Raw genomic sequence first — 15990 nt, 5'->3', positions numbered from 1 at the left:
ATTTACGCTATTCAGGGTCCGCTTGCAAATAATCCCAACCGATGGAGGCGAATACTTGCTCGTGTCGTAACGTTTAGGTCAGGGCGCCTTGGCGGGCGCCGTCGCCGGGGGTGCCGCAACATCGGACTTCGGCGTTTCCGCCGGTGCGGCGACGGGCGTGGCCGGTTCGGGCGCGGGGGTCGCCAGCGGCGGGGCAATGCCCAGCATCAGCCCCGCGAGCGCCGCCGACATCAGGTTCGACAAGCTGCCCGCGAGCAACGCCTTCAGCCCCAGCTTGGCGATCATCGGGCGCTGGTTCGGTGCGAGGCCTCCGGTCACCGCCATCTGGATCGCGATGGAGCTGAAATTGGCGAAACCGCAGAGCGCAAAGGTCGCGATCGCGACCGCTGCCAGCGACATGTCGCCCTGCGCCTTGCCAAGGTCGATGAAGGCGACGAATTCGTTGAGCACGATCTTGCTGCCGAACAGGCCGCCGACCACCGCGCTTTCTTCCCACGGCACGCCCATCAGCCACATGACGGGGCGGAAGATCGCGCCGATCACGGCCTGGAACGACAGGTCGGGATAGCCGAACCAGCCGCCGATCCCGGCGAGCAGCCCGTTGGCGAGCGCGACGAGCGCGACGAAGGCGAGCACCATCGCGCCGACCGCGACCGCGAGCTTGACGCCCGTCTGCGCGCCCTGCGCCGCCGCCATGATGATGTTCGCGGGCTTTTCCTCGTCGTGACTCGCTTCGGGCATGATCACGGGTTCGATGCCGAGGTCCTTCGGATCGTCGGGCATCATGATCTTGGCCATCAGGATCCCGCCCGGCGCCGACATGAAGCTGGCGGCGAGCAGATAGGGCAGCAGCTGCTCGCCGATCATGCTCGCATAGGCGCCGAGGATCGTGCCCGCGACCCCCGCCATGCCGACCGTCATGATCGTGAAGAGCTGCGATGGGCTGAGCCCCGCGAGATAGGGGCGGATGACGAGCGGCGATTCGGACTGGCCGACGAAGATGTTCGCCGCGGCGCCGAGGCTTTCGACCTTGGTGATGCCGGTGATTTTCTGGATTGCCCCGCCGACCCATTTGATCACCAGCTGCATGATGCCGAGATAATAGAGAATCGAGATGAGCGAGGCGAAGAAGATGATCACCGGCAGCGCGGCGATCGCAAAGCTGTGGCCGCCCATTTCTGGCGTGGCGAGCGGGCCGAAGATGAAGTCGGTGCCGGCCTTGGCATAGCCGAGCAGGTTCGAGACGGCGTTCGACATCGCCTGGATCACCGCGCGGCCCCATGGTGTGCCGATGACGAGGACGGCGAATCCGGCCTGGAGCAGGAAAGCGGGCACGACGATGCGGAGCCGGATCCAGCGGCGGTTCGACGAAAAAAGCACGGCGATCGCAAGCAATGCGACGATGCCGACCAAACCGATAAGGCGTTCCATAATGCTGATGCGTCCCCCGCAAGTTAATGGGCCTGAATAACGGGCTTTGGCGCCGGGGCAAGCGCCGCGCGTCGAGCGGTGTTTCTCGGACTTTCCAGCACCCGCAAAACCGACTATCGGGCGGCATGACCGAACCGACCTCGGCGGCGCTGCCGCGCACGCTTTCGCCCTCGCTCTTCCTCTTCTCGATCGTCTATGGCGGCATGGTCGTGCTCGCCGGCGTGCTCGGGAACAAGCAGGTCGCGCTGGGGAGCTGGCTGGCGGTCGAGGCGGGCATATTTGCCTTCCTGATCCTTGTGGCGCTGTCGAGTGCGGTGTCCGAGCTCCACGGACAATCGACCGCGAACCGCCTCGTGCTCTGGGGTTTTGTCCCGCTCGTGCTGTCGATCATGCTGACCGCGCTGGTCCTCGCGCTTCCCGCGTCGCCCGAAATGCAGCCCGAGCGGCTCGCGGCGTTCGACATGATCCTCGGCCAGAGTCCGCGCCTGATGGCGGCGGGAATCGTCGCCTATGGCACATCGCAATTCCTGAACGTCACGATCTTCAGCAAGCTTCGCGGGCGCGAAGGCGCCGGCACCGGAGCGACATGGATTGCGATCCGCGGCGCGATCGCCAGCGCGCTCAGCCAGATCGTCGACACCCTGCTGTTCGTCACGATCGCCTTTTACGGCGTGTTCCCGATCGCCAACCTGATGGGCGGGCAGATGCTCGCCAAGGTTGCGCTGTCGGTGCTCGTCATTCCTTTCGTCATCACCGGCCTGGTCGCTCTCGGCCGCAGCCTCGATGCGAAGAACGCCGGATGATGTCGATGACCGATCCCTCGAAAATGCCCGACCTGCTTGCCAAGGCCGAAACGCTCGTCGAGGCGCTGCCCTATCTGCAGCGCTATGCCGGCGAAACCTTCGTGATCAAATATGGCGGCCACGCGATGGGCGACCCCGAGGCGCAGCGCGACTTCGCCGAGGATGTCGTGCTCTTGAAGGCGGTCGGGATCAACCCGGTCGTCGTCCATGGCGGCGGGCCGCAGATCGGCGCGATGCTGAAGCAGCTCGGGATCGAATCGACCTTTGTCGGCGGGCTGCGCGTCACCGACGCCGCGACCGCCGAAGTCGCCGAGATGGTTCTCGCGGGCAAGATCAACAAGGAAATCGTCAGCTGGATCGCCGCGCTCGGCGGGCGGGCGGTCGGGATTTCGGGCAAGGACGCGAACCTCGTCCTCGCCGAGAAGGTCAGCCGGACCGAGCCCGACCCCAATTCGGGGATCGAGCGCCACGTCGACCTCGGCTTCGTCGGCGAGCCGGTCGCGGTCGACCCGACGATCCTCGTCAACCTGACGAAGGATAATTTCATCCCGATCGTCGCGCCCGTCGCGCTCGGCGCCGACGGCGCGACCTATAATATCAACGCCGACACGATGGCGGGGGCGATCGCCGGTGCGCTCGGTGCGAAACGCTTTTTCCTGCTCACCGACGTCGCCGGGGTGCTCGACAAGTCGGGCGCGCTGCTCACCGACCTCGACCGCCCGGCGATCGAAGAGTTGAAGGGGGACGGCACGATTACCGGCGGGATGATCCCGAAGGTCGAAACCTGCGTCGCCGCCGTCGATGCGGGGGTCGAGGCGGCGGTCATCCTCGACGGGCGCATCCCGCACGCGATGCTGCTCGAAATTTTCACCGCGAGGGGTGCGGGGACGCTCATTCACCGCTAAGAGACGCGGCAAGACCCTTTTTCGGAGAAATCGCCTTGCTTCTCATGCTCCTCCAGATCGTCCACATCATCCTGACGGTCCTGTGGTGGTTCATCATCGCGCAGGCGGTGATGTCGTGGCTGATCGCGTTCAACGTCATCAACACGCACAACCAGTTCGTCGGCCAGCTGTGGACGGTGCTCGACCGGATCACCGAGCCGCTCTATCGCCCGTTCCGCCGCATCATGCCCGATTTCGGCGGGCTCGACCTGACGCCGATGCTCGTACTGATCCTGATCATCATCATCGACGGGCCGGTGCTGAGCTATCTCGCACGACTTGCCTACGCCAACGGGATGGCGTGATGACCGCGGCGCAGGTGATCGACGGCAAGGCGTTTGCCGCCGGCCTGCGGGCGCGGATTGCCGACGTGGTTCCGGCTTTCAAGGCCGCGACGGGTCGCGCCCCCGGCCTCGCGGTCGTGCTCGTCGGCGACGATCCGGCGAGCGCGGTCTATGTCGGGTCGAAGGGCAAGGCGACGGTCGCCGCGGGCATGGAAAGCTTCGAATATCGCCTGCCCGCGACCGCGACGCAGGACGAGGTCGAGGCGCTGCTCGCGCGGCTGAATGCCGACGATGCGGTCGACGGTATCCTGCTGCAATTGCCGCTCCCCGGTCATCTCGACGAACAGGCGGCGGTCGCGACGATCGATCCCGACAAGGATGTCGACGGGCTGACCCCGGTCAGCGCCGGGCGCCTCGCGCTCGGCATTGCCGGGATGGTGCCGTGCACCCCCTATGGCTGTTTGCTGTTGCTCCAGGACCGGCTCGGCGACCTGTCGGGCAAGGATGCAATCGTCGTCGGCCGCTCGATCCTCGTCGGCAAGCCGATGGGGCAATTGCTGCTCGGCGCCAATGCGACCGTGACGATGGCGCACAGCCGGACCAAGGATTTGCCCGACCTCGTCCGCCGTGCCGACATCGTCGTCGCCGCGGTCGGCCGCGCCGAAATGGTCAAGGGCGACTGGATCAAGCCGGGCGCGATCGTCATCGACGTCGGGATCAATCGCCTGCCGCCTGCCGAAGGCGCCGCGAAAGGCCGGCTGGTCGGCGACGTCGATTATGACAGTGTGGCGGCGGTCGCCAATGCGATCACCCCGGTTCCCGGCGGGGTCGGCCCGATGACCATTGCCTGCCTGCTCCGCAACACGCTCGTCGCCGCGCACCGCCGCGCGGGTCTCGTCGATCCGGAGGGGTTTTGATGCGCCGTCTGCTTGTCGCCGCGCTTGGCCTGACGATGCTGGCGGGCTGCGCCGCGCCGCACGACGAGTTCCGCAACCGCCCGCTTGCCGCGAACCCCAGCGCCTTCATCGCTGCCGAAATCGGCTTTGCCCGGCTTGCGCAGGAAAAGGGACAATGGACCGCGTTTCGCGAGACCGCGCATCCCGACGCGGTGATGTTCGTGCCGCAGCGGGTAAAGGCGCGCGACTGGCTGAAGTCGCAGAAGGACCCCGCCGAGGCGGTGAAGTGGCAACCGCACGCGGTCTATGTCAGCTGCGACGGCAATGCCGGCGCGACGACTGGCGCCTGGCAGAAGGGGCCCGCGAACGGCTTTTTCACCACGATCTGGGTGCGCGACGAAAAGGGCCGGATCAACTGGATCCTCGACCATGGCGATGAACTGAAGGCGCCGCGCGAAGCTCCCGATTTCATTGCGTCGAAGCAGGCGGTGTGCGGATCGCGTCCGGCGGTGCCGATCGAAGCCGGGGCCGAGGGTGACGATATGGCGGTGGGCCTGTCGGCCGACCAGACGCTGAGCTGGACCTCGACCGTCCGCGCCGACAAGTCGCGCCGCGTGACGATCCGCCTGTGGGACGGCAAGGATATGGCCACGGTCGTCGACGACCAGGTAGCGGTGCCGAAACAGCCATGATCGACCTTTTCATCTCGGCCTTCGTCACCTTGTTCGTCGTGATCGACCCGCCCGGCTGTGCGCCAATCTATGCCAGCCTGACGACGGGCGCGAGCGCGCAGCAGCGCCGCTCGATGGCGATCCGCGCAACGATCATCGCGGGGCTGATCCTCGTCTTCTTCGCGATGTTCGGCGAAGCCTTGCTGAGCTTCCTCCACATCGACCTCGACAGTTTCCGCATCGCCGGCGGGATCATGCTGTTCATCATCGCGATCGACATGGTGTTCGAAAAGCGCACCGAGCGGCGCGAGCAGCGCGCCGAAAAGCTGATGGCGACCCCCGAAGTCGAGGATGTGTCGGTGTTCCCGATGGCGATGCCGATGCTCGCCGGGCCCGGCTCGATTGCTTCGGTGATGCTGCTGGTGTCGCAGAACAACGGGCTCGACCGCGCTTTCGTCATTTTCGGCGCGCTGTTGCTCGTGCTGCTGCTGACGCTTGCAGCGCTTCTTTCGGCGGGGCCGTTGATGCGCTTGATCGGCAACAAGGGCGAAGCAGTGATCACCCGGCTTCTTGGCGTCCTGCTCGCGGCGCTGGCGGCGCAGTTCGTGATCGACGGGCTGAAGGCGAGCTTCCCGAGTCTGGCATAAAAAGGGGCGCCGCCTTTCGGCGACGCCCTTTGTCTTCCATGGGAATGGAACCTGTTTACCGCGCCGCGTTGACGTCGGCCTGGGTGACCGGCGCGATGCGGATTTCGACACGGCGGTTGCACTGATAATCGGCCTCGCTGCGTTCGGGCGAGCATTTGAGCTGCGATTCGCCATAACCGAGCGTTGCCATGCGCGCGCGCTGAATGCCGCGGCCGGCGAGATAGTCGGCAACCGAGGATGCGCGCCGTTCGGACAGGCCCTGATTATAGCTGTCGCTGCCCGTCGAATCGGTGTGGCCATAGACGTCGATATAGGTGCTCGGATATTCGGCGAGCGTCGAGGCGACATTGTCGAGCGCGCTGCGGAACTGCGATTTCACCATCGCGCTGTTGAGGTCGAAGGTGACGTCGCCGGGCATGTTGAGCACGAGCTGGTCGCCCTGGCGCTCGACGTCGATGCCGGTGCCCGCGGTGCGTTCGCGCAGCTTCTTTTCCTGCTGGTCCATATAATAGCCGACCCCGGCGCCCGCGACCGCGCCGATGCCCGCGCCGACGATTTCCTCGGTGCGGCTGTTGCGCCCGCCGATCAGGTCGCCGAGCAGATAGCCGCCCAGCGCGCCGCCGACGCCGCCGATCGCGGCCTTCGATATCTTGCGTTCGCCCGTTACGGGATCGGTGACACAGCCGGTCAGCGCGATCGCGCCGATGCTGGTCAGGATGGTGAGCTTGATTGCCTTGCTGTTCATTTTTCGCTCCCTTTATTCGGCGGTTGCTTCTGGTCCTGCATATACCACCCGTCCTGCGGATAACATATGGCGGGCAATCTGGTTCCAGAATTTGACTGAATGGGGCCTGAGCCGGAGGGCCCAGCGCGCGCCATTGTGCAACGCGGCGCCTTTCGCTTATAGGGGATACATGACCGAAGCTGACAGGGGCCGGGCGCCGACGCGCCGTACGACCGCCCAATGACCCCTTTTCCCTGGTCGGATGTTGCGATCATCCTGGTCCTCATCCTGCTCAACGGCGTTTTCGCCATGTCCGAACTTGCGATCGTCTCGTCGCGCGACCCACGCTTGCAGGCGGCGGAAAAGCGCGGTAGCCGCGGCGCGAAGATCGCGCGCCAGCTCGCGTCCGACCCGGGGCGCTTCCTGTCGACCGTGCAGGTCGGGATCACGTTGATCGGCGTTCTGACCGGCGCCTATTCGGGGGCCAGCCTGGGCCAGCCGGTGGCAGAACGTCTGCAGGCGCTGTTCGGCCTCGACGCCGAGACCGCCTTGTCGATCGCCTTCGCCGTCGTCATCGCGCTGACGACCTATGCCTCGCTGATCGCGGGCGAACTGGTACCCAAGCAATTCGCGCTGCGCGCGCCCGAACGGATCGCGATCATCGTTGCGCCGATGATGTATTGGCTGTCGAAGATCGGCGCGCCGCTCGTCTGGCTGCTCGACGCCAGCTCGGCGCTCGTCTTTCGCCTGCTCGGCCTCAACCGCGAATCGGAAGATCGCGTGACCGCCGAGGAACTGCACCTGATCGTCGCCGAGGCGTCGAAATCGGGGGTGATCGAGGAAAGCGAGCGCGCGATCATTTCGGGCGTCGTGCGCCTCGCCGACCGGCCGGTGCGCGAGGTGATGACGCCGCGCAAGGATGTCGACTGGGTCGATGTCGCGCTCGACGCGCGCGGGGTGCGCGACAAATTGCTCGAAACCCCGCACAGCCGCCTGCCGGTCGCGCGCGGCTCGGTCGACGATATCGTCGGCGTCGTGCAGGCGCGCGACATCGCCTCGGCGCTGTTCCGCGGCGAGGTGCTCGACCTCGAGCAATTGATGCGTCCCGCGAAGGTCATCCACGACCAGATCGACGCGATGGACGCGCTCGAGGCGCTGCGTGCCGCCGACGTGCCGATGCTGCTCGTCCACGACGAATATGGTCATTTCGACGGGCTGGTGACCCCCGCCGACCTGCTTTCGGCGATCGCGGGCGAGTTTGCGTCGGACCAGGATATCGGCAGCGAGCCCTTCGTCGTCGAGCGCGACGACGGCAGCCTGCTGATCGCCGGGTCGATGCCCGCCGACCAGATGGCCGAACGGCTGGGGATCGAACTCGGCGAAGACCGCGACTATGCGACCGCCGCAGGCCATGTCCTCGCGATCCTGAAGCACCTGCCGACCGAAGGCGAGAAATTCACCGACAGGGGCTGGCGCTTCGAGATCGTCGATATGGACGGGCGCAAGATCGACAAGCTGCTCGTCACCGAGGTCAGCAAGCCGAAGGAAGCGGAAGGCTAAAGCTCGCCGCCGAGCGCGCCATATTTGGCTTCGAACCCGGCCTTGTCGCCGCGTGCGAGATAGCCGGCCTGGTCGACGATAGCGTCGCGCGCGATGCGGCCCTGAAATGCGCCGAGCTGCGGGTCGATGCGGGCGACGTCGGCGTCGGTCCAGTCGGCGATCTGGCGGAAGCTGGTGACGCCGAGTCCGTTGAGCAACACGACGAGCTTCGGCCCGACGCCCTTCAGCAATTGCAGATTGTCGGCCCCCGATTTCGCCGGCGCTGCGGCGGGTTTGGCCGCGGGAGGCGGCGGCGGGACGGTCGGCTCTGCGGGAATGGCGGCGGCTTCGGCGGGCGTCGGCTTCGACGCGGCTTTCTTCGCTGCGGGCTTGGCGGCTGCCTTCGTGGCAGTCTTGGCCGCAGGTTTCGTTGCCGGATCCTTGGCCGCTGTCCTTTTCGCGGCGGGTTTTGCGGCGGTTTTGGGTTTCGCCGCGGGTTTCGGGGCCGGGGGCGGAGCCTCAGCGATCGGTTCGGCGACGGGCGCCGGTTCTGCGGCGGGGGCAGGCGCGGGCGCCTTGGCGGCTGGTTCGGGGGCAGGCGGTGGCGCGGCGGCAACGGGCTGCGCTTTGGGTTCGATCGGCTTGAAGCGCGCGGGTTCGGCCGCAATAATCTCGGGCTTCACCGGTTCGAGCGGTTTGGCAGGCTTTGCCGGCTCGGCGACGGGCGGTGCGATCTCCTGCGGTTTCGACCGGCCGAACAGCCACCACAGCAGCACGACGGCGACAACGAGTCCGACAACCGCGATAATCCAGTTTTCCTGAAGCCAGGTCATGATCTTCTCCGCTTGTGATTGGGGTCCAGCCTATGCGGCCTGCCGTGCCGCGTCCAGCCGCGCTTACTCTGCTTCGCGCGCAACCTCGCGCCAGCCGATGTCGCGGCGGCAAAAGCCGCTGGCGAAATCGAGCTTGTCGACCGCGGCATAGGCGCGCGCCTGCGCCTCGGTGACGGTGCGCCCCGTCGCGGTAACGTTGAGCACGCGCCCTCCCGCGGCGACGATCTGGCCGTCGGTGCGCGCCGTACCCGCGTGAAAGACGCGCACGCCGCCCGCTTCGGCGTCGGCAATGCCGTGGATCGCGCCGCCCTTTTCGGGGGTCGCGGGATAGCCGTTGGCGGCCATCACGATCGTCAGCGCGTAGTCGCTTGTGAAGGCGGGCGGCAGCGCATTGCCGAGCGCGCCGGTCGATGCCGCATGAAGCAGCGCGGCGAGGTCGCCGGCGGTGCGCATCATCAGCACCTGGCATTCGGGGTCGCCAAAGCGGCAATTATATTCGATCAGCTTCGGCCCTTCGTCGGTGAGCATCAGGCCGGCGAAGAGCACGCCGACATAGGGCGTACCTTCGGCGGCGAGCGTGGCGACGGTCGGGCGGATGATGCGGTCCATCACCGCGGCTTCAAGATCGGCGGTGAGCACGGGGGCGGGACTGTACGCGCCCATGCCGCCGGTGTTCGGTCCGACGTCGCCGTCGCCGACGCGTTTGTGATCCTGCGCGCTCCCGAACGCCATCACGTTCGTTCCATCCGACAGCGCGAAGAAACTCGCTTCCTCGCCGGTCATAAATTCCTCGATCACCACTTCGGCACCCGCGCTGCCGAACGCGCCGTCGAACATGTCGTCGATCGCCGCTTCGGCCTCTTCGCGCGTTTCGGCGATGATCACGCCCTTGCCCGCGGCGAGTCCGTCGGCCTTGATCACGACGGGGATCGAAAAACCCTCAAGCACGGCGAGGGCTTCCTCGGCGGAGGTGCAGCGAACATAGGCGGCGGTCGGGATCGAAGCGCGGGCGCACAGATCCTTGGTAAAGCCCTTTGAGCCTTCGAGCCGCGCCGCGGCGGCCGAAGGGCCGAAGGCGGGAATGCCGATTTCCCGCAGGCGATCGGCGAGGCCCGCGACGAGCGGCGCTTCGGGGCCGACGACGACGAAATCGATCGCGTGTGCCTTCACGAAGGCGATCAGCCCGTCGAGATCGTCGACGCCGATCGCAACACATTCGGCATGCGCCTCGATGCCGGGATTGCCCGGTGCGGCATAGAGCTTGGCGCAGCTTGGCGATTGTGCCAACTGCCAGCTGAGCGCATGTTCGCGGCCCCCCGATCCGACCAGCAGGATATTCATGTCAGTCCCTTTTCCCGATACGGCGTCCAACGATGGCACCGAAGCGCGGCTGTTAGCCGAGGCGGTGCCCGGCGACAATGCGCCAGCCTTGTCGGTCAGCCAATTGTCGGCAGCGATCAAGCGCACCGTCGAGGATGGCTTCGCGCGCGTGCGCGTGCGGGGTGAGTTGTCGGGAACGAAACGCGCGGCGTCGGGGCATTTCTATGCGGCGCTGAAGGACGATAATGCGCTGATCGACATGGTGATGTGGAAGGGGCAGGCGGCGCGCCTTGCCTTCCGGCCCGAGGACGGGATCGAGGTGATCGCGACCGGCAAGCTCACCACCTATCCGGGGCGCTCGAAATACCAGCTCGTCGTCGACACGCTTGAGGTCGCGGGCGAGGGCGCGTTGATGCTGCTCTTCGAAAAGCTCAAGGCGCGGCTCGGCGCCGAAGGGCTGTTCGACAGGGAGCGGAAATATGACCGGCTTCCCTATCTGCCGCGCACGATCGGCGTGGTGACCTCGCCGACCGGGGCGGTGATCCGCGACATCCTTCACCGCCTCGCCGACCGCTGTCCGACGCATGTGATCGTCTGGCCGGTGCTCGTGCAGGGCGACGGCGCGGCGGCACAGGTCGCCAATGCCATCCGCGGCTTCGATGGACTTGCACCCGGCGGGCCGGTGCCGCGCCCCGACCTCGTCATCGTCGCGCGCGGCGGCGGTTCGATCGAGGATCTGTGGGCGTTTAACGAAGAGGTGGTCGTGCGCGCGATCGCCGATTGCCGCATCCCGACGATCAGCGCGGTGGGCCACGAAACCGACGTGACGCTCGCCGACTATGCCGCCGACGTGCGCGCGCCGACGCCGACCGCCGCCGCCGAAATGGCGGTTCCGGTGCGCGCCGAACTGCAGGCACAGCTCGCGACATGGAACGGGCGGATCATCGGTGCGGCGAACCGGCATCAGTCGCTGGCAAGCGAGCGGCTGACCGCGCTGGCGCGACACCTCCCGAAGCGCGAGGCGCTCTATGCGCCGCAGCGCCAGCGGCTCGACGATGCCGGCGAGCGGCTCGACCGCAGCCAGCGCCACCGGCTGACGGTGGTTTCCGAACGGCTCGCGACGCGGGGCGCGGCGTTGCGCCCGGCGTTGCTCGCGCGGCGCTGGGACCGCGACCGCGCGCAGCTCGAAGGGCTGGGGCGGCTGCTCGACAGCCTCGATCCGCGCGCGCTCCTCTCACGCGGTTATGCGATGGTGCGGGATAGCGGCGGCGCGATTGTCACGACCGCGGCCAAGGCGCAGGATGCCGGGCATCTGCGGCTCCAGTTCGCCGACGGCGAGCTGTCGGTGCAGGTCGGGGATGGCCCGCCTCCCGCGCCGCGACCGCCGCGCAAGGCCCCCCCGACAGAGCCCAAGCGAGGGCAAGGCGAGCTTTTCTGACGCCGGCGGGGGTGGCCGCGCGCGGCGATGCTGTTATAGTCGCGGCCATGACACCCCGCCAAATGGACCAAGAATCATGCTGATCGCCAGCCGCAACCGCCTCGCCCGCCTCCAGTATGGACCGAACGGGTTCCGCGTCCTTGCCCCCGGCGATCATGTGCTGTGTGCGGTGAGCGGCGCGCCGATCGGCCTCGACGAGCTGCGCTATTGGTCGGTCGCGCGGCAGGAACCCTATGCCAGTGCCGAAATATCGGTGAAAGCCGAACTGGACGCTGCGCGCGAAACATGACGGTCGCGACGGATTGGCGGCGGCATGGGGCGGCGCTGGCGTTGCTGCTCGTCGCTGCCGCGTGCGTGCCGCCCGCCGAGACCGAAGCGAGGCCCGCGCCGCGGCCGGCCGCCGGATCCGTTGCTACTCCGCCGTCGCCGGCGCCGCCGCGCGCGCCGGTTCGTCCCGATTTCACGCTGGCGGGGCTCGCCGAACAAGGCGCGGTCATGGTTGGGCAGGCGCCTAGCGACACGCGTACCGTCACCTTCGACGGTAAAGCCGTTCCCGTTGCCGCCGATGGCCGCTTCCTGGTCGCATTCGATCGCGATGCCGCGCCAAGTGCGCGCCTCGTCGCGACGCTGGCCGACGGCCGCGCGGTCGAGCGCGTCCTCGCCGTCGCGGCGGGCAGCTGGCGGCTCGAGCATATCAACGCCCCCTATCGCGGCAGCGCCTCGAGCGACGCCGATTTCGCGCGGCGACGGCCTGCCGAACTCGCGCAGATCGCCGCAGCGCGCAACACGTCCGTGGAGTCCGACGGATGGCGGCAGGCATTCCGCTGGCCGGTGACGGGGCGCTTGTCGGGCTTCTTCGGGTCGCAGCGCGTGTATCAGGGCAAGCCCGGAACCTATCATAGCGGCACTGATGTCGCGGTCCCCGCCGGCACCCCCTTTGTCGCGCCCGCCGACGGCGTGGTCGTGCTCGCGGCGGCGACGCCCTTCACGCTCGAGGGTCATCTGCTGATCGTCGATCATGGCATGGGACTGAGCAGCGCCTTCCTCCATTGCCAGCGGCTCGATGTGAAGGTCGGCGACCGCGTCGTACAGGGGCAGCCGCTCGGGACGGTGGGCCGGACGGGGCGCGCGACGGGCCCCCATCTTCACTGGGGTTTGAAATGGCGCGACGCGCGCCTCGACCCCGGAAAGCTTGCAGGATCGATGGGCCGGTAGCGCACGGACGGTGCGCCGTGAATTCGTAACCATTGAAACAATATGTCGCGAATGACGCGCTGCAGCATATTGTGTTTCGCCGTTTTCCGCGTTTGTTGCAAATACGTCACAATGGCTTCCGAAACGGCCAATCGCGCCGGGAATTCCCTTTACTCGACATGAACGAAAGGTCATCCCGCACGCTATCGGGGCGTTTGTGTGCCGGCTTTTTGCCGTCATGTCGGGGGTCCGGGTAATTCAATCCACCAGTAGCAAGGGACTGCACTGTGAAGAAAACCCAATATTCCAAGCTGAAGCTAGGCGCTGCGCCGCTCGTACTGAGCGTCGCCCTGGTTTCGGCTCCTGCCTATGCGCAGGACGCCGCCGAAGAGACTGCCGCCGCGCAGTCGGAAATCGTCGTCACCGGCTCGCTGATCCGCAACCCGAATCTGGAATCGGCCTCTCCGGTCAATGTGACGACTGAAGACGAAATCAAGCTGCGCCAGGCGACCAACGCGGAGCTTCTGCTTCGTGAGACCCCCGGTCTCGTTCCGAACCTCGGCTCGAACGTAAATAACGGCTCGGTGGGTTCGGCGCGTGTCGACCTTCGCGGCCTGGGCGCGCAGCGCAACCTCGTTATGCTGAACTCGACCCGCATCGTGCCGTCCAGCACGTTCGGCGCGGTCGACCTTAACAACATCCCTGTCGCCCTGATCGAGCGCGTGGACGTCCTGACAGGTGGTGCTTCGACCACCTATGGCGCCGACGCCGTGACCGGTGTCGTCAACTTCATCACCAAGCGCGACTTTGCCGGTATCGACCTGTCGGCGACCCAGCAGATCAGCGAACGTGGCGACGCGAATCTGTTCAGCACCGATCTCGTCATCGGCGCAAACTTCGACGACGGCCGCGGCAATGCGGTTTTGTCTCTCGGTTATACCGAAGCTGACCGTCTGCTCTTCGGTTCGCGTCCGCAGGGCCAGTGCGTCATCAACTCTTTCTCGGGTATTTGCGGCGGCGACTCTCCGACGGCTTCGCCGACTTCGTTTGCGATTCCGGGTCAGACCAGCAACCTCCAGATCGGCCCCGACGGGCAGAGCCTGGTGCCGCAATATTCGCTCTACAACTTCAACCCGGCAAACATCTACATCACGCCCTATCGCCGCTTCAATATGTACGGCGAAGCGCGCTATGACGTGTCGGATAGCGTGACCGTCTATGGTCGCGGCCTGTTCTCGAAGAATACGGTCGACACGGAAATCGCTTCGTCGGGTATCTTTGGCGAAGAACTGACCGTTGCCGGCAACAACCCGTTCCTGCCGGCCGGCATCCGCGATCAGCTCTGCACCTTGTCGGGCATTGCGCTCGGAGCGGCTTGTAACACCAACGCGGCGATCCCGCTGGGTGCCGTATATCGTCGCTCGGTTGAGCTTGGGCCGCGCAAGTCGCGCTACGTCACCAACATCTTCGATATGAAGGCCGGCGCGACCTTCAATATCACGGACAAGATTTCGTTCGACATCTATGGCGCGTACGGCGAATCGGAAAACACCGAAACCCGTTCGGGTTATGTCGCGAAATCGCGCGTGATCCAGGCCCTTGACGCCGTCGACGCCACGACCTGTACCGACCCTTCGGGCGGCTGTGTCCCGTTGAACATCTTCGGCGGTCTCGGCAGCATTACGCCTGAAATGGGCGCATTCGTCGGCGGTCTTACCAGTTCGATCCAGCAATATTCGTCGCTGGCACAGGTCCATGGCGTGCTGTCGGGTTCGACCGGCTTCGCCCTTCCCTGGGCGAGCGAGGAAGTGTCGTTCGCGGTTGGTGGCGAATATCGCGACTATTTCGCGGCGCAGCGCCCCGACAACCTGGCGCAGGTTCCGGGCGAACTGGGCGGCGCCGGCGGTGCGGTCGTTCCGTTCGAGGGCGGCTACAACGCGACCGAGGCGTTCGGCGAGTTGATCATCCCCCTCGTCAGCGACAAGCCCTTCTTTGACGAACTGACGCTCGAAGGCGGCATCCGCTATTCGCACTATGAGGTGGCTGCTCCGAACAAGCCGAGCTTCAACGCGACGAGCTGGAAGGTCGGTGTGAACTGGGCTCCGGCAGATGCGATCAAGTTCCGTGGTAACTATCAGAAGGCTGTTCGCGCACCGAACATCGGCGAATTGTTCGCGCCGACGAGCACAGGCCTGACGAACCTGGCTACCGATCCCTGTTCGGGAACGAAGCCCGGCACCGTTGGTGGTGCGAACACGGGCGCGCAGAATGACTTGTGGGCCGTCTGTCTCGCGCAGGGCGCAAATCCGGCTGCGCGCGGCACGATCGCCGATCCGGCTTCGGGTCAGGCGAACGTGACGGGTGGTGGCAACACCAATCTGAAGCCTGAAACGGCGAAGACCCTGACCGTCGGTGTTGTGCTGACGCCGCGCGATCTGGTCCCCGGCTTTACGCTGTCGTTCGACTATTACCGCATCAAGGTGACGAATGCGATCACCGCGCCGCTGCCCGATGATATCATCAGCGCTTGCTTTGATAGCATCACGGCAGCTTCGGCGACCGACCCGGCTTGCACGACCATCCGTCGCAACCCGGCTTCGAGCCGTCTGAGCGGTTCCCCCGCGACGACTCCCGGCTTGCCGGCGCCTCTGACCAACGCGGGGCGTTTGCTCACCGACGGTTTCGACCTGGTCGCGAACTACAAGCGCAACATCGGTTTTGCCGATTTGGCGCTTAACTTCTCGGGCAACTATACGAAGAGCGCGAAGTTCGCGGCCTCGCCCACCTCGGGTTACGGCACGAACTGCCCGGGCGTCTACAGCGCCAACTGCGGTCTTTCGGTCGGCCAGCTTCAGCCGAAGTGGAGCTGGAGCCAGCGCACCACGCTGAGCTTCGACAAGATCGACATTTCGCTGCTGTGGCGCCACATGTCGAGCTTCAAATATGAGTTCATCGGAACGCCCGACGAACTGTTTGAGGGGCAGATCACGGGTATCGGTCCGCTCGTCGGCAAGCAGGTGAACCTGAACCGCATTCCGTCGTACGATTATTTCGATCTGACGACGCGCTTTGCGGTGACGGACAACTTCGACCTGACGCTGACCGCATTCAACCTGCTCGACAAGAAGCCGCCGCTCGTCGGCAACCAGGCGGGCACGACGACGGCCGGCAGCGGCAACACCTTCCCGTCGACCTACGACGTGGTCGGTCGCCGTTACAGCGCCACGGCACGTCTGCGCTTCTGATTTCTGTCAGAAGGCAATCAT

At 66.0% G+C, this 15990-nt stretch carries 15 protein-coding genes; 11 read left to right on the top strand and 4 right to left on the bottom strand.

The genetic code is table 11. The annotated features are described in order from the left end of the window. Positions 1-78: 78 nt before the first annotated feature. Entirely contained in the window at positions 79-1431 is a 1353-nt protein-coding gene (locus ACIPPQ_RS11925; protein ID WP_446544293.1) for a NupC/NupG family nucleoside CNT transporter, read from the bottom strand. Positions 1432-1556: 125 nt separating this feature from the next. Here ACIPPQ_RS11925 and ACIPPQ_RS11920 point away from each other — a divergent pair, with 125 nt between their 5' ends. The 6 genes from ACIPPQ_RS11920 to ACIPPQ_RS11895 are packed head-to-tail and all read left to right on the top strand — an operon-like array spanning position 1557 to position 5676. Continuing rightward, the gene (locus ACIPPQ_RS11920) at positions 1557-2234 is read left to right on the top strand and encodes a queuosine precursor transporter (RefSeq protein ID WP_327456211.1); all 678 of its coding nucleotides are present in this window, start codon (positions 1557-1559) and stop codon (positions 2232-2234) included. Then, complete coding sequence (gene argB / locus ACIPPQ_RS11915; protein WP_446544292.1) at positions 2231-3139, top strand: acetylglutamate kinase; 909 nt, start codon at positions 2231-2233, stop codon at positions 3137-3139. Before ACIPPQ_RS11920 ends, argB begins: the two co-directional genes overlap by 4 nt. Before the next feature lie 44 nt (positions 3140-3183). Continuing rightward, positions 3184-3483 carry a YggT family protein gene (locus ACIPPQ_RS11910; protein WP_062185958.1) on the top strand — a complete coding sequence of 100 codons (300 nt, stop codon included), beginning with the start codon at positions 3184-3186 and terminating at the stop codon, positions 3481-3483. Continuing rightward, positions 3483-4379, top strand: coding sequence for a bifunctional methylenetetrahydrofolate dehydrogenase/methenyltetrahydrofolate cyclohydrolase FolD (folD, locus tag ACIPPQ_RS11905; RefSeq protein ID WP_446544291.1), 897 nt, complete (start codon positions 3483-3485; stop codon positions 4377-4379). The genes ACIPPQ_RS11910 and folD overlap by 1 nt, the downstream gene beginning before the upstream one ends. After that, entirely contained in the window at positions 4379-5050 is a 672-nt protein-coding gene (locus ACIPPQ_RS11900; protein WP_446544290.1) for a hypothetical protein, read from the top strand. The genes folD and ACIPPQ_RS11900 overlap by 1 nt, the downstream gene beginning before the upstream one ends. Continuing rightward, positions 5047-5676 carry a MarC family protein gene (locus ACIPPQ_RS11895; protein WP_446544289.1) on the top strand — a complete coding sequence of 210 codons (630 nt, stop codon included), beginning with the start codon at positions 5047-5049 and terminating at the stop codon, positions 5674-5676. Before ACIPPQ_RS11900 ends, ACIPPQ_RS11895 begins: the two co-directional genes overlap by 4 nt. 55 nt (positions 5677-5731) lie before the next feature. Here ACIPPQ_RS11895 and ACIPPQ_RS11890 read toward each other — a convergent pair whose 3' ends face one another. After that, complete coding sequence (locus ACIPPQ_RS11890; protein ID WP_327456201.1) at positions 5732-6421, bottom strand: OmpA family protein; 690 nt, start codon at positions 6419-6421, stop codon at positions 5732-5734. A 219-nt stretch (positions 6422-6640) separates the two neighbouring features. Between ACIPPQ_RS11890 and ACIPPQ_RS11885 the strand changes: the two genes are divergently transcribed. Next, a complete protein-coding gene (locus tag ACIPPQ_RS11885; RefSeq protein ID WP_446544288.1) occupies positions 6641-7960 on the top strand; it encodes a hemolysin family protein in 1320 nt (439 codons plus the stop codon). Here the strand turns inward: ACIPPQ_RS11885 and ACIPPQ_RS11880 are convergent. Both ACIPPQ_RS11880 and purD read right to left on the bottom strand, forming a co-directional pair. Continuing rightward, a complete protein-coding gene (locus tag ACIPPQ_RS11880) occupies positions 7957-8772 on the bottom strand; it encodes a hypothetical protein (RefSeq protein ID WP_446544287.1) in 816 nt (271 codons plus the stop codon). The genes ACIPPQ_RS11885 and ACIPPQ_RS11880 overlap by 4 nt on opposite strands. 63 nt (positions 8773-8835) lie before the next feature. Next, a complete protein-coding gene (purD, locus tag ACIPPQ_RS11875; RefSeq protein ID WP_446544286.1) occupies positions 8836-10113 on the bottom strand; it encodes a phosphoribosylamine--glycine ligase in 1278 nt (425 codons plus the stop codon). Here purD and xseA point away from each other — a divergent pair. The 4 genes from xseA to ACIPPQ_RS11855 all read left to right on the top strand — a co-directional run bounded on the left by xseA (position 10112) and on the right by ACIPPQ_RS11855 (position 15969). Then, the gene (gene xseA / locus ACIPPQ_RS11870; protein ID WP_446544285.1) at positions 10112-11530 is read left to right on the top strand and encodes an exodeoxyribonuclease VII large subunit; all 1419 of its coding nucleotides are present in this window, start codon (positions 10112-10114) and stop codon (positions 11528-11530) included. The two genes, purD and xseA, sit on opposite strands and share 2 nt — an antisense overlap. A gap of 76 nt (positions 11531-11606) precedes the next feature. Next, a complete protein-coding gene (locus ACIPPQ_RS11865) occupies positions 11607-11819 on the top strand; it encodes a DUF2093 domain-containing protein (protein WP_446544284.1) in 213 nt (70 codons plus the stop codon). Next, positions 11816-12745: a M23 family metallopeptidase gene (locus ACIPPQ_RS11860; protein ID WP_446544283.1), complete on the top strand. Its 930-nt coding sequence runs from the start codon at positions 11816-11818 to the stop codon at positions 12743-12745. The genes ACIPPQ_RS11865 and ACIPPQ_RS11860 overlap by 4 nt, the downstream gene beginning before the upstream one ends. A 266-nt stretch (positions 12746-13011) precedes the next feature. Continuing rightward, positions 13012-15969, top strand: a complete 2958-nt coding sequence (locus ACIPPQ_RS11855; RefSeq protein ID WP_446544282.1) for a TonB-dependent receptor domain-containing protein — start codon at positions 13012-13014, stop codon at positions 15967-15969. Positions 15970-15990: the final 21 nt, after the last annotated feature.

Source organism: Sphingopyxis sp. LARHCG72 (assembly GCF_052871675.1).
Note: the sequence above shows the minus strand (reverse complement) of the source record. Positions and strands in the feature narration are given on the sequence as shown.

Excerpts from the sequence above, each read along its gene's own strand:
- ACIPPQ_RS11900 (WP_446544290.1), top strand. The coding sequence starts at position 4,379 with ATGCGCCGTCTGCTTGTCGCCGCGCTTGGCCTGACGATGCTGGCGGGC.
- ACIPPQ_RS11890 (WP_327456201.1), bottom strand. The coding sequence starts at position 6,421 with ATGAACAGCAAGGCAATCAAGCTCACCATCCTGACCAGCATCGGCGCG.
- purD (WP_446544286.1), bottom strand. The coding sequence starts at position 10,113 with ATGAATATCCTGCTGGTCGGATCGGGGGGCCGCGAACATGCGCTCAGC.
- ACIPPQ_RS11925 (WP_446544293.1), bottom strand. The coding sequence starts at position 1,431 with ATGGAACGCCTTATCGGTTTGGTCGGCATCGTCGCATTGCTTGCGATC.
- xseA (WP_446544285.1), top strand. The coding sequence starts at position 10,112 with ATGTCAGTCCCTTTTCCCGATACGGCGTCCAACGATGGCACCGAAGCG.
- ACIPPQ_RS11865 (WP_446544284.1), top strand. The coding sequence starts at position 11,607 with ATGCTGATCGCCAGCCGCAACCGCCTCGCCCGCCTCCAGTATGGACCG.
- ACIPPQ_RS11895 (WP_446544289.1), top strand. The coding sequence starts at position 5,047 with ATGATCGACCTTTTCATCTCGGCCTTCGTCACCTTGTTCGTCGTGATC.
- ACIPPQ_RS11860 (WP_446544283.1), top strand. The coding sequence starts at position 11,816 with ATGACGGTCGCGACGGATTGGCGGCGGCATGGGGCGGCGCTGGCGTTG.
- ACIPPQ_RS11910 (WP_062185958.1), top strand. The coding sequence starts at position 3,184 with ATGCTCCTCCAGATCGTCCACATCATCCTGACGGTCCTGTGGTGGTTC.
- ACIPPQ_RS11880 (WP_446544287.1), bottom strand. The coding sequence starts at position 8,772 with ATGACCTGGCTTCAGGAAAACTGGATTATCGCGGTTGTCGGACTCGTT.
- ACIPPQ_RS11920 (WP_327456211.1), top strand. The coding sequence starts at position 1,557 with ATGACCGAACCGACCTCGGCGGCGCTGCCGCGCACGCTTTCGCCCTCG.
- ACIPPQ_RS11885 (WP_446544288.1), top strand. The coding sequence starts at position 6,641 with ATGACCCCTTTTCCCTGGTCGGATGTTGCGATCATCCTGGTCCTCATC.
- folD (WP_446544291.1), top strand. The coding sequence starts at position 3,483 with ATGACCGCGGCGCAGGTGATCGACGGCAAGGCGTTTGCCGCCGGCCTG.
- argB (WP_446544292.1), top strand. The coding sequence starts at position 2,231 with ATGATGTCGATGACCGATCCCTCGAAAATGCCCGACCTGCTTGCCAAG.